This window comes from Acidimicrobiales bacterium, assembly GCA_035540975.1.
Lineage (GTDB): Bacteria > Actinomycetota > Acidimicrobiia > Acidimicrobiales.
The window spans coordinates 18965-32259 of the sequence record DATLFN010000049.1; the positions used below are offsets into that span (position 1 = coordinate 18965).

Annotated in this window: 8 protein-coding genes; 3 read left to right on the forward strand and 5 right to left on the reverse strand. The window is 70.9% G+C overall.

Going from position 1 to position 13295, the window contains the following annotated elements; translation table 11 throughout:
- Window positions 1-358: 358 nt before the first annotated feature.
- A complete protein-coding gene (locus VM242_06180; protein HVM04739.1) occupies window positions 359-850 on the forward strand; it encodes a hypothetical protein in 492 nt (163 codons plus the stop codon).
- A 246-nt stretch (window positions 851-1096) separates the two neighbouring features.
- Here the strand turns inward: VM242_06180 and VM242_06185 are convergent, their stop codons facing one another.
- From VM242_06185 to VM242_06195, 3 genes are all read right to left on the reverse strand, one after another.
- Window positions 1097-1396, reverse strand: coding sequence for a helix-turn-helix domain-containing protein (locus VM242_06185; protein ID HVM04740.1), 300 nt, complete (start codon window positions 1394-1396; stop codon window positions 1097-1099).
- 999 nt (window positions 1397-2395) lie between these two features.
- Window positions 2396-2899 carry a hypothetical protein gene (locus tag VM242_06190; protein ID HVM04741.1) on the reverse strand — a complete coding sequence of 168 codons (504 nt, stop codon included), beginning with the start codon at window positions 2897-2899 and terminating at the stop codon, window positions 2396-2398.
- Between the two features lie 89 nt (window positions 2900-2988).
- Complete coding sequence (locus tag VM242_06195) at window positions 2989-9153, reverse strand: Ig-like domain repeat protein (GenBank protein HVM04742.1); 6165 nt, start codon at window positions 9151-9153, stop codon at window positions 2989-2991.
- A gap of 274 nt (window positions 9154-9427) precedes the next feature.
- Here VM242_06195 and VM242_06200 point away from each other — a divergent pair, with 274 nt between their 5' ends.
- Window positions 9428-10108, forward strand: coding sequence for a response regulator transcription factor (locus VM242_06200; GenBank protein HVM04743.1), 681 nt, complete (start codon window positions 9428-9430; stop codon window positions 10106-10108).
- The gene (locus VM242_06205) at window positions 10105-12249 is read left to right on the forward strand and encodes a PAS domain S-box protein (GenBank protein ID HVM04744.1); all 2145 of its coding nucleotides are present in this window, start codon (window positions 10105-10107) and stop codon (window positions 12247-12249) included. The genes VM242_06200 and VM242_06205 overlap by 4 nt, the downstream gene beginning before the upstream one ends.
- Here the strand turns inward: VM242_06205 and VM242_06210 are convergent.
- Window positions 12171-12638 carry a response regulator gene (locus VM242_06210; protein ID HVM04745.1) on the reverse strand — a complete coding sequence of 156 codons (468 nt, stop codon included), beginning with the start codon at window positions 12636-12638 and terminating at the stop codon, window positions 12171-12173. The two genes, VM242_06205 and VM242_06210, sit on opposite strands and share 79 nt — an antisense overlap.
- Window positions 12639-12932: 294 nt before the next feature.
- A partial coding sequence (locus tag VM242_06215; GenBank protein HVM04746.1) for an acyl-CoA dehydrogenase family protein occupies window positions 12933-13295 on the reverse strand: 363 nt, incomplete at its 5' end.

Below are 13295 nucleotides of genomic sequence, written 5' to 3' on the forward strand. Positions count from 1 at the left end.
GGTTGGGGCGGTACCGGCCCGCCGCACGCCCACACGAAGAAGGGGCCTGGCTGGCAAGGCGGCGGGCCCCTTCCTCATGCACTGCTGCCGCGCCACTGGCGGCGGCAGCAGAACCGGCCTGTCGTCCGGGTCGTGGACGGGCGAACACACCGGAGCCTTCTCTGCGCTCGACGGCTGCGTGTTCAACCTTGCGGACGCCACTGTACCCACTGCTCGGCTCTGCACAAACCGCGCAAAGTCACGGACGACGGTCGTCGAGCCGGGGTAGGGTGCTCAGGGGGCAGCCGGCGAACCGGAGGACCTCCTGCTGCAGGTGCTCTGCGGGTGCACGAGCCTCCGAGCGTGCGACGCTTCCTGCGTGCGCCCGATCGTCGGCCGGCTCGCGGCTGCTTTGATGATCGCTTCGACGCCGGTCGCCACGTGGTGGCTCGTCGGCGATCTCTCCGAAGGCGGCGATGTGGACGACTTCATCGTGAAGGCCCCGGAGCTCACCACCGCGCAGGAAGCGCTCATCGGCGGCGTTGCCATGGCCGCGCTCATGGCCGCAGCCGGAGTGCTCGCCGCGCTGGTACGGCGGCACAGGATCACCCGGTCGACCCTGCGTCCGGTCCTGCCCCTTCTTGGTGGAGGTGCGTTCATCGGGTTCACCGCCCGCGTCGTCACCGCACGGGTGGGGGGCGCCAACATCGGGGGTTCCCTCCTGCTGGTCGCAGCCCCCGGCGTCGTGGTCGCGATGCTCCTGTGGTCGTGGGGACTCGCGCCCGCCGACCTGCCGATCTCAGGCGGTCCGGGTGGCGCCGGCCACCTTCCCGAGGAGGACCGGCAGTCTGACGATCTGCGCGAGCGGTGACGAGACCCGCCGCTCCCCCATCCGCACGCTGGCCAGTCGATCAGGAAAGCGCTCGCATCCGCAGCCCTCGAACCGACCCGAAGTGCTTCGTATTGCGCGTCGCGAGGCTGAGCCTCCGTTCCAGCGCAGTCGCAGCGATGAGTGTATCGGGCATTCGTAGAGGCCGACGAGGAGGACAGCGCCGCAGGCGGCAGCCCGGAAACGGCCACCGCGCGAGGCAGCCCTGAGGAATGACGAGGGATGGGCTCAGGCGCTCAGCGGCTGGAGGACGAGCCGGAGGCCGACGGCGCCGGCGTAGCGGGCCATAGTCTCCACAGGCACGTCGACGTCGTTGTCGTCGATCGCTTCTACCTGGTCCAGTCGCAGGCCCGAACGCTTCGCGACCTCCTCGGCGCTGAGCCCGAGCCGCTCCCGCTCCTGGCTGAGCGCAGTGGTGAGGCGGATGACGGGGAGCAGCTGCTCCAGGCCGTCGCGGTAGCCGGGCGTTCGCTCCTCTTCGGCGGCGATGTCCGCCTCCAACTCGTCGATGTCGTCGCCGGGTCCCACGCCGTTGCCTCCGGCCCGCGAGGGTACCGGTCACCGGTTCCGCCCCGGTCCCGCCAGTCCCGCTGGCGGCCTTGGCCAGGTCGATCTCGGCCCGCCGCGCCCGCTGGGTCGTCTTCTCGGACGCCGACAGGGCCAGGACGTGGGACGCCGCACGCCTCTCGACGTGGTGGCCGGCGCCAACACCCGGCGCACCTCGTCGGCCTCGAGGGTGGCCGCGCCGCGGCCGCCACGTTGGTCGCCCCCCCCACCGGACGGCCTGCGGGAGGACCCGTTGCGCAAACCAACACCTGGTGCTGCGGGCTGCGCGCCCGGTGGCCGGCGACCCCGACCCGTCGGTGTAGTCGAACCACAGCTCGCGCACGTCGGCCACCGTCCGGGCGCTCGACCGCGTGCCGGTCTGCACCGTCGTCTCCGCCGCCACCCGGAGGGCGTCCCCGTTGCCGACGTGGATGGTGTGCTGGGTCGGTCGACCGCTCGTCCGACGCGTGCAGCCCCGAACCGCCCGCCCCGGCCGCCCCGGCGCCGCCCGCTGATCGTCACCGTAACGGCAGGCCAGCCGGTGAGCCATGATGGGGCGACGGGCACGGGACCGGCGGCCGGGGCACACCGACAACCCCTACCCCAGCAGGTGTTTTGCGATCACGACCCGCTGGATCTGGTTGGTCCCCTCGTAGATCTGGGTGGTCTCAACGGACTTTTCGGACAGTGCTTTCCCGTGTCCCATGGTGCCTGGCTGTACGGACTTCCATGTCGTCCTGTCCACCGGATGACGGACCGTGGTCGGCAGTTGTAGGGGATGGAAGTAGGGACAAGAACCCGTAGATCCCGGGGTCTACAAGACGTCTTGGCGACGGGGGCGATATTCAATGGGTGCGGCTCCTTTCGAGTGAGCACCTCATCCCCTTGATGTAGGGCAGCTGACCGAGGATCCACCACCGATGGCTCAGTCTGGGTGTCCTGGTCTGTAGCCGGATTAAGCTACAGAACGGACCTTTCGGTTCACGAACTGCTCGCGCTGGCTTGACTAAATACCTCGATGGACCAATCTCCGCCCGCAGTGATTCTCAGCTTGAATTCGCCTCCCTCGACCACAAAAGTTACGCCCTCCGTTCGGTCGCCCGCATCAACGACCGAACCGCGAGATGTTCCTTCCTTCGTGAGCAGCTCTATCGCAAAACGTTCGCCTGCGGGATTCTGCCATCGGATCTCCCAGTTGGCACCGGCGGCGAACGCATGGGTCGTGTCGTCCCCCGAGCCGGAGAACTGATCGACCAGCCCCGGCTGCGCAGGAGCGGTGGAGTCGGCCCCCTGCTTCGTGGTGGCCGTGGTCGGGGCCCGCGCCCCCTCGTGCTCGTCGGAGCCTGTCAGAAGAAGCACGGCCCCTCCAACAACCAGGAGGCACGCAGCTGCGACCAAAATCAACCGCAATGGGAAGCGTGGGTGCCGTTTCTTTCGTGCCATGCAGGTCATCCGATCAACGCCATCGGTGGTTTCGCCGTCCATCGGTTCAAGCGACCTGGTCCATGGGGTCGGCACATTTAGCAGATACGTCGGACCGGCCTGTCGCCTCCGCCGTTCCATCCGTCCGGGTGCTACTTCTTCAGCCGCACCTGCACGTTGCCCCCGGCGAGGGGCACCTGGGTGCCGTTAGGCGTGCCCTCGAAGGAGGTGCGGGCCGTGCCCACCTGGTAGACGGTGCCGTTCGAGGTCCACACGCGGATGGCGTATCCGTCGGGCGTCGTCGCCGTCTTCGAGCCGGGCTCGCCCGTGTCGGTGACGTCGACCTGGAACATCTGCTGGTTGCCGAGGATGTCGGCGCCGAGCGTGTACTCCTTGCCGGTGTCACGGTCTATCGCCTTGACGTTCGACTTCCCGGTGATGGTCGCCCAGCACGGCTCGGTTCCGACAGAGTCCGAGCACTTCTGCTGCAGGGCGTCCATGGCGTTGCTCTTCACCCAGAAGTTGTACGCCCGGACCTGGTTCGGGGCGGTGGTGATGCCCATGGCGAACAGGTTCGCGTCCTGGCGGTAGATGAACAGGCTGTTGCCCTGCACCGAGCCATTCTTCAGGAACTTGGCGGTGATCCCGAAGTTGCTCCTCTTGCCCGTGTTCGGGTCGTTGATCCAGCCGCCGCCCGTCGTGAAGCCCGTACCCGGGTCGACCACGTTGACGGCCACGTCCTCGTGGTCGGCGTCGTAGTGGTTGTTCGCGATGAGCTCGACGTGCACCGTGTAGACGCCCTCCTTCAGGTTCGAGAACGAGCATCCCGCCGTCCCCGTCCCGCCCGAGCCCTGGCTCACGGTGACCGTGCAGTTCGGGTCGGTCGAGGTCGGCGTGCTGCCGCTGTAGACGGTGAACTTGACCCGCAGGTTGATCGCCGCGTCGTTCCACGGGATGGTGCCGAGGCTCCCGTCCTGATCCTCGACCACTCGGGCCGAGACGGCGATGCTGGCGGTACCGCCGACCTTGTTGGTGGCCACGAACGTCTGGCCCGTGTACTCGAGCTCCATCTTTTCGTGCTCGACCACCAGGGTCGGCGCCGGCGACTGGCTGTCGGTGTTGCTCCCGGCGAAGTTGGCGTTCGTGGAGGTGAACCCCGCCTTCAGCGGATAGCTGCCGGCAGGCCGAGCCACGGTGTGCGCCAAGGTGGCCGCCGCTGCCGTGCCGCTGCTGACCACGACGGGAGCTGTCCCCACGGGCGTCCCGTTCACCCAGAACTGAACGGAGCCGGCGACGTCCTGCCCCCCGGCGCTGGCGGGCGTGACGGTCGCCGTCAGCGTGGTGGTGTCGCTGTACTGGACGGGGTTCACCGACGCCGAGACCGACACGCTGGTCGCCCTCGCGCCGATGGTCAGCGTGGCTGCGTTGGCGCCGGTGGCCGAGCTGGTGAGGAAGTTGGTGCTCGGGTTGTAGGTGGCCTCGATGGTGTAGCTACCGGCGGCGAGGCCCGTCGGCAGGGCGTAGCTCACGCTGGCGTTGCCGTTGTTGACCGTGCCGCTGGTGGTGGCCGTGCCCATCAGCGTGCCCCCGCCGTTCTTCACGGTGAAGGTGACGGTGCCGGCGTTGACCGTGGAGCTGCCGGCCGGCGTCGCCGCCACCGTGGCGTTGAGGGTCACCGAGGCGTCCCCGAAGGTGGCGCCGGCGGCCTGAGCGGTGGTGGTGGTGGCCCGCTCGCCGACGGTCAGGGTGCTGCTGCCGCTGCTGGGGTTGAAGTTCGGGCCCGGATTGTAGGCGGCCTCGATGGTGTAGCTGCCGGCGGCGGTGCCGGCGGGCAGGGAAAGCACCTTGCTGGCGGCGCCGGCGGCCACCGTGGCCGACGTGCCGGCGGCGAGGGTGGTGGCGCCCTGCTTGACCGCGAAGGTCACCGTGCCCTCGTTGACCGGGGCGGCGGTCGAGGTGTTCGACACCGTCGCCGTGAACGTCACGTCGACGGCCTGCTCGGAGTAGGTGCTGGTCTTGGCGTCGACCACCAGGCCGGAGCCGGCCGGGGTGATCTCGAAGCTGGCGCTGTTGGTGCTGCCGGTGTGGTTGGCGTCGCCGGCCCAGGTGGCGGAGGCGGTGGCGGTGCCGGCGTTGGTGTTGTTCTCGTAGGTGACGTTCAGGGCGACCGGGTCCATGCCCGCCCCGGTGGCCACCGCCGAGCAGGGCTCGAGGGCCGCGCCGGTGTAGGTGAGGCTGGTCGGCTCGCAGGTCACGGTGACGGTGGAGGGCGCCTTCTTGATCATCAGGTCGGCGGGCACGTAGGTGAGGGCGTAGTTGCTGTTGAGGGCGAGGGTGCCCTGCTGAATCTGGTAGCTACCCACGGTTTCGCCAGCCACTCGCGTGAGGGCGCCGGTGAAGGCATCGCTGAAGGCGAGCGAGCCCGAGGTGACCTGGTAGGTGAGGGCCGGGTCGTCGGCGCCGTAGACCTTCTCCTTGGCGTCGGCGGTGACGGTGATCGGCCGGGCGTTGATCGTCAGGTTGGCCCCAGCGAAGGTGAGGACGTAGTTGGCGTTCAGCGCCAGAGTCCCCTGCTCGATGGCGTACGGGCCCACGTTCTCCCCGGCGGTACGGCTCAGCCCGCCGGTGAAAGCGTCGCCCGCGACGAGCGAGCCCGAGGTCACCTGGTAGGTCAGGGCCGGGTCGGCCTCGCCGTAGGTCTTGGACTTGGCGTCGGCGGTGACGGTGACGGGTCGGGGGTTCACGGTGTGGCTGAGGGCGGAGCTCGTGCTGCCGGAGTAGCCGCCGGCGGCGGAGGTCCCGCTGTACTCGGCCGTGATGGAGTAGGCGGCGGCGGAGGCGGAGAGGTTGGGCGAGCACGACGCCGTGTTGCCGGACAGGGCCACGTCGGAGCAGAGCACGGTCGAGCCGTTCCTGAACGTCACGGTGCCGACACTGCTCGGGTCGCCGGCGTCGGAGGTCACCGTGGCGGTGAACGTGACCGGGTCGCCGTAGGTGCTCGGGTTGGTCCCCGCCATGAGGGCGAGGGCCGTCGAGGTGGTCCGGCGGGCGAAGAAGTGGTTCCCGGTCGAGCTGGCGCCGGTCCCCACCGTGACCACCCGCGGCTTGGTGCCGGTGTTGGCGTGGCCGGACGGGACGGTGTAGTCGATGGTGTACTCGCCGGCGAGCAGGCCGGTGAAGGAGTAATTGCCGTTGGCATCCGTGGTGGCTGCCGTGGAGCTCCCGGAGCGGGTGACGGTGACGCCCGCGATCCCGGCCTCACCGGCATCCAGGCTCCCGTTGCCGTTGGCATCGTTGTAGACGGTGCCGGAGATCGAGGCCGTGGCCACGACGGTGACGGTCGTCGTCAGCTCGGCGTCGTTGTCAGCCGGCGTGGCGTCGTTCTCCGCGCTCCTGATCTGGGCCTTGTTGGTGAAGGTCGAGTTGTTGGCGGCGTTGGGGTCGACGGTGACCTGCAAGGTCTTCTGGCCGGCCTGGCCCGGTGACAGCGACCCGAGGTTCCAGGTGAGCTCGGTCCCGGTCACCGTGCAGTCGCCACAGCTGCCGGCGACGTAGGTCACTCCCGAGGTCGGGAGGAGGTCCTTCAACTGGATGCCCGTCGCCGTGCTGGCCGCACCGGCCTTGTTCTGGTAGTCGAGCGTGTAGGTGATCGTCGAGCCCGGCGCCGCGCTCGTCGGGCCGCTCTTGGTGACGACCAGGTCCGGGGTCCCTGGCGCGACCCCCGGCTTCTGGATCTGCAGGTTCCCCATGTTCGAGGGCTCGCCGCTGAGCTGGAGCGAGCTGCCGCCGAAGTTGTGGGCATCGGCGGACAGGACGGTGCGGAACTCCACGAAGCCGCCCGTGCTGCCCGGCTTGGTCACCTTGAAGGTGTACGACCAGGTGTCCGAGTTGGCGGGGAAGGAGCCGACCAGGTCCGTCATCGTCACGCCCGAGGAGGGCGTGAACTTGATGAGGTTGTCCACGCCGTTCAGGCGCGTACCACCGGTCGTCTTGGTGTGGGGGAAGTGGACTGTGATCTGCTGGTTCGAGGCGGGGCCGCAGAAGCGGACCCGCGTGGGGATCTCCTCGAGCTCGTTCCAGTTCTGGAGGTTCGTCGTCTGCCAGACGGCGCTTCCCTTGCTCTGGCCCTCGAGGCCCGAGTTGGCGCTGAAGGTGCTGCACGTGGCGAGGACGTCGAGCGGCGTCGTGCCGGAGCTGACGGCGTGGGTGGCGCTGCCGGCGTAGGTGGCGGTGATCGTTTGCGAGCCGCCGCTCGTCGTGTTGTACGTCACCGAGCAGCTCTTGCTGGTGCCGCTGGGCGAGCCGAGGGTGCAGCTCGTGGCGGCGAAGCTGCCGCCGCCGGAGGTCGAGAAGCTCACCGTGCCGTCGGGGGCGGTGGCGCCGGCGCCCGACGTGTCGGTCACGGTCGCGGTGCAGGTCGTGCTGCCGCCCGCCGAGAGCGACGAAGGCGAGCAGGCGACGCTGGTGCTCGTGCCGCGCTTGACGGAGAACGTCTGGGGGTTCGAGAGCCCGCCGCCGGGGGTGGGGTTGAAGACGCGGATCTCGAAGTCGCCCAGCGTGGTGAGATCGGTGGCGGGGATCGCCGCGGTCAGCTGCGTGGAGCTGACGAAGGTGGTGGCGCGGTCCGAGCCGGCGAAGCGGACGACGGAGCCGGAGACGAAGTTCGAGCCGCTGACCGTCAGGGTGAAGCCGTCGTCCCCCCGGGCCTTGCTCGCCGGGGAGATGCCCGACGTCGTCGGGACGGGGTTCCCGACGTTGACCGCGTTCGAAAGCGTCAGCACGTTGCTGGCGTTCTGGGAGCAGCCGTTGTCGGAGTAGGCGACGAAGTAGGCGTTGTAGGTGCCGGTGGCCGATGGAGCGGTGATCGTGAAGGTGTCTGTCTTGGTCGCGCCGTTGTGGTCGGTGATGTCGACGCAGGTGACCGTGCCGGGCGGCGTCGTCGCGATGCGCCATCCGATGGAGCCCGCCCTGTTGTTGGACCCGTTCCCGCTGGTGACGGACACGGCGGCGGTGATGGAGGCGCCGGTGGTCACGGTGACGCTGCTGGCGCCGTTGAGCGTGGCGCTGTTCACCGTCGCGGCGGCGATGACGTAGGGGCCGACGAAGGGGCCCCCCTCGCCGAGGGGGGCGGCGCCGGCGGGGACGACCTCGTCGGTGGAGGTGTCGGCGATCGAACGGGCGAGGTTCACCCGGCCGTTGCCGGTCTGCTCGGCGGTACCGGCGACGTCGGCGTTGCGGGCCAGACGGCCCACGATCGTGCCCGGCGACGCGGCCGGGTCGTTGGCCCGCAGCAGCGCGGCGGCGCCGGCCACGACGGCGGCGGAGGCGGACGTGCCGGTCACGGAGGCGGTGCCGCCACCCGGCGTGCCGGCGACGATGTCGACGCCGGGGGCGGCGAGGAAGGCGGCGGCGCCGTGGTTGCTGCCCGACCACAGGACGTCGTGCTGGTCGGTGGCGGAGACGCCGACGACCTTGGCGTCGCCCGCCGGGTAGGCCGGCTGCGTCGACCCGTCGTTGCCGGTGGCGGCGACGAGCACGGCGCCCTTGGCCCAGGCGTAGTCGACCGCGTCCTGGAGGCTCTGGCTGAACTCGGGCGCGCTGAAGCCCATGAGGATGACGCTGGCGCCGTTGTCGGCGGCCCACACAACGCCGGCGATGACGTCGCTGTCCTGGCCGAGGCCCTCGGAGTCGAGCACCTTGACCGGCATGACCTTGACGCCGGACGCGAAGCCGACACCGGCGATCGCGGCGTCGTTGCCAGCGGCGGCGGCGGCGATGGTGGCCAGGCGGGTGCCGTGGCCGTTCACGTCAGCGTTGGGGTCGGCGCCGGCCATCGGGGAGTGGCCCGCCACCGTGCGGCCGGCGAGGTCGGCGACCGAGGGGTCGACGCCGGTGTCGAGGACGGCGACGACGGCCGACCCGGCGGGATCAACCGTTCCGTAGACGCTGTCCCACCCGATCTTCGGCAGGGCCCACTGGTCGGCGTAGGCGGTGTCGTTCGGCACGGCGGCGGCCTTGCGCGAGTGGTCGGCGTCGACCCGCAGCACCTGGGCGTCAGCCTGGTAGCGCCTCGTGGAGTTGGACGCCTCGGCGGACGGCACGGCGACGACCACCATGCCGAGTTGGGGCACGGCGCGGCGCACACTCCCGCCGTTGCGCTGCACGGCGGCCTGCTGCTGATCGGAGGTTACGCCGGGCCTGAACTTCACGATCAGCGTGCTCACCGCCGCGGGCGCTTGCGCCGCCGGCACGGCGAGGGCGCCCTGCGGGACGGCGGCGCCGGCGATCAGCGCGACGAGCGCGAGAATGGAGACCACGGAGGCCCGCAACCCACGCCTCCCTCCCGCCCCACCATCGGCGGGCGGTGTGGCGTTCGGCCCCGGGTTGCCCCACGTGGAGTGAGCGGTGGTGGACTGCGGCATTGCGGTCTCCCTCGAACGCGACTGCGGATCCTCGATCAAGGAACTAGTTATGACGGCCGAACATAAGGGTGGGATAAAGCCTCGCTGAAGGCGGCCGGAAAAAGGCCCTGAAGCCGTCGAAATGCCATAGGTCATCCGACCGTTTCTGGCGGCGGGTCACAATGTTGGGGTGACGGATCGAAAGGCGCGGGTTCTGGTGGTGGAGGACGACGGCCCGATCCGTTCGGCCCTCGACGTTTCCTTACGAGGCGAGGGCTACGAGGTGCGGGCCGAGTCCGACGGCACCCGGCTGGCCGAGGTTGCCGAGGGCTTCCGGCCCGACCTGGCCGTGCTCGACGTGCGCCTCCCTGCCGGCCCCGACGGCTACGCCATGGGCCGCATCCTGCGGGCGTCGAGCGACCTGCCCGTGTTGTTCCTCACCGCCGCCGACAGTATCGACGACCGCCTGGCCGGCTTCGAGGCGGGCGCCGACGACTACATGGCGAAGCCGTTCTCCATGGCCGAGCTGCTGGCCCGCGTCGAGGCGCTCCTGCGCCGGGCCGGGCGGCTGGCGTCGGCCGTCCGCCAGGTGGGCGACGTGGTGATCGACGAGGGCGCCCGGGTGGCGACGCGCAACGGCGAGAGGCTCGATCTCACCCACACCGAGTACGAGCTGCTGGCCATGCTGGCCAGGCATCCCGGGCAGGTCCTCTCCAAGACCCAGCTCCTGACCCACGTGTGGGGGTTCGAGGCCTACGGCAGAAACGTGGTGGAGGTCCACATGAGCGCGCTGCGCAAGAAGCTGGAGGCCAACGGGGCCCGGATCGTCCACACGGTCCGGGGCGCCGGCTACGTGCTGCGCTCGCCGTGAGGACGCCGTCGCTGCGGCTGCGGGTGGTCGCCGCCGGCGTGGCCGTGGTGGCCGTCGTGCTGCTGGCCGTCGACGCCTTCGTGTACCTCAACCTGAGGTCGAGCCTGGAGCAGAACCTCGACGATGTGCTGTCCGGGCGGGCGGCCATCGCCAGGGGGGAGGCCAGCGGGCGCACCCCCCAGCAACTGGCCGCCCGGCTCACCGAGCTGGGCCTGCGGGCCACGGTGCGGGGCCCCGACGGCCGCACCTTCGAGGCGAGCCCTGCATCACCTCGCCTGGGCGACAACCTGGCGCCGACCGGCGACGACCCTGACCAGCCGCCCGTCACCCGCAGGGTCGACCTGCCCGACGGGACCCAGGTCGTGGTGCAGGCCCGGCGGGGGGGCGTGGACAAGGCCTTGCGGCGCCTGGTGGCGCTGGAAGCGGTGGGAACCCTGGCCGGCATGGCCCTCGCCACGCTGCTGCTGGCCCGGGTGGCCCGGGTGGCCCTGCGCCCCCTGGAGGAGATGGCGGCGACGGCCCGGCGGGCGGCCGAGGGCCACCGGGGCGAGCGGCTGCACCCCGACCGGCCCCACACCAGCATCGGCGAGATGGCCGCCGCCTACGACGACATGCTCGACGCCTTGGAGACCGCCCTGGCAGAGGCCCAGGCAGCCGCCGCCCACAGCCGCCACATGGAAGAGCGCTCCCGGAAGATCGTCGAGACGGCCACCGACGCCTTCGTGGCCGTGGACCTCGACGGCGCCATCGTGGACTGGAACGAGGGGGCCGAGCGGGTGTTCGGCGCGCCCAGGGAGGACGCCATGGGCCGGGACGCCTTCGAGACCCTCTTCCCCCCGGAGCTGCGCGACGAGCACCGGGGCCGCCTCGAGCAGCTGCGGATCACCGGCGAGCGGCGGAAGCGGGGTCGGCGCCTGGAGACGCTGGCGCAGCGGGCGGACGGGTCCACCTTCACGGCCGAACTGATCATGTGGGCCACCGGCGAGGGGGCCGAGCGGACCGTGAACGGCTTCGTCCACGACCTGTCCGAGCGCCGCCTGGCCGAGGCGGCCCGCTACCGCCTGGCCGCCATCGTGGACTCCTCGGACGACGCCATCATCGGAAAGGACCTGGACGGCACCATCGTCAGCTGGAACCACGGGGCGGAGCTCATGTACGGCTACTCGGCCGACGAGATCGTTGGCCGCCCCATCAGGACCATCGTCCCCGCCGAGCGCCACCACGAGGTGGAGCGGGCCCTGGCGGCGGTCCGCCAGGGGCAGGGCGTCCCCCACCACGAAACCGTGCGCCTCACCAGGAACGGCGCACCGGTCGAGATCTCCCTCACCGTCTCCCCCATCCGCGACGCCACCGGCGCCGTCGTCGGCGCCTCGAGCATCGCCCGGGACATCACCGAGCAGCGCTGGCTGGCGTCGACCCTGGACGCCACGCTGGTGGCCCTGGAGACGGCGCTGGAGGAAGCCCGGGCCTCCGAGGCCCGGAGCCGGCGCTTCCTGGCCGACGCCGCCCACCAGCTGCGAACGCCCATGGCAGGGGTCCGGGCCTGCGCCGAGACGCTGCTGCGGGGGCCGCCGCAGTTCGACCGGGACCGGCTGCTGGCCGACATGGTGCGCGAGACGTCGCGGGCCTCCCGCCTGGTCACCGGACTGTTGCGGATCGCCCGCCTCGACGAGGGCGGTGAGCTGGCCCCGTCGTCGTGCGACCTGGCCGAGCTGTGCCGCGACGAGGCCGAGCGGGCCACGGTGCTGGCTCCCGACCTCCAGATCGTCGTGGACACCGCCAAGCTGCGCGGGCGGCCCACGCTCGACGCCGACGCCGTGCGGGAGATCCTCGCCAACCTCCTCGACAACGCCCGCCGCCATGCCCGGCGACACATCACGGTCACCACAACCACCCGCGACGGCGCCGTGGAGGTGCGGGTGGCCGACGACGGGCCGGGCGTGGCCGCGGGTATGGAGGAGCGGGTCTTCGAGCGCTTCGTGAGCCTCGACAACCGGGGCGGCTCGGGCCTCGGCCTGCCCATCGCCCGGGGGCTGGCCCGAGCGCATGGCGGTGAGCTGCGCTACGAGGCGGGCGCCTTCGTGCTCACGGTGCCGCTGACGGCGTCGGAGCCGGCCGGGGTGGGCGCCCGGTCCACCTGACCGGAGGCGCCGCCACGCCGGGACTGGGTGCCGGCCAGGCGCCGCAGCGCCCGTTCGAGGGCCCGCAGGTCGGCGTTGCCCACGAAGTCGTAGGCACCGGCGGCCAGCGCCGCCTGCCGCATGCTGTCGAACGAGGAGACCACGATCACGGCACACCGGGGGCAGACGGCGTGCAGGCCGGCGACCGCCCCGAGGCCCAGGTCGCCGGTGAGGGCGAGATCGAGCACCACCACGTCGGGCTCGGCCACCCCGGCGGCCACGATGGCCTCGCCCGCGGCGCCCACGTCGCCGACGAGGTCGTACCCGCACCGGCGCACGATGACCTCCACGGCGCGGCGGATGCCCGCGTCGTCGTTGCAGGACAGCGCACGGAGGGCTTCGGCCGGCATCACGACCAGTGTGAACGCCGATACTGAAGATGGGCTGAACTTCGCAGCGATTCTTCAGTTCTCGCGCCAGCCGCCCGTGTTGCCACACTTCCCCACGTCACGCCCGAGCCCCCGGTTGGGTCGCAGCCTCGCTCGGCGGGCCGATGGGCGCCTGCCCACCGGACCGGCTGGTTTGCCGTAGCGCCGGTTCGGTAGCGCCAGCGGTGGACTTGGAGCGCGCATGTTGGGCTGGCCCCAGTCGGCTCGGCAGGCCCCCTAACACTTGCGGTCGCCGCCCCGGATGCCGAGGAACCCTTACCCCAGCAGGCGTTTCGCGATCACCACCCGCTGGATCTGGTTGGTGCCCTCGTAGATCTGGGTGATCTTGGCGTCCCGCATCATCCGCTCGACCGGGAAGTCCCGGGTGTAGCCGTATCCACCGAGTAGTTGCACCGCATCGGTGGTGATCTCCATGGCGGCATCCGAGGCGAAACACTTCGCCGCCGCCCCGAAGAAGGTCAGATCGGCGTCGACCCGCTCGGACCGGGCCGCTGCCGCGTAGGTGATCTGCCGCGCGGCCTCCAGTTTCATCCCCATCTCGGCGATCATGAACTGGACGCCCTGGAAGTCGGCGATCGGCTTGCCGAACTGTCGACGCTCCCGCACGTAGCCTCGGGC

What these genes read in the sequence shown, in the direction of transcription:
- VM242_06190 (HVM04741.1), bottom strand. Translation starts at nt 2,899, where the DNA reads ATGGACGGCGAAACCACCGATGGCGTTGATCGGATGACCTGCATGGCA.
- VM242_06210 (HVM04745.1), bottom strand. Translation starts at nt 12,638, where the DNA reads ATGCCGGCCGAAGCCCTCCGTGCGCTGTCCTGCAACGACGACGCGGGC.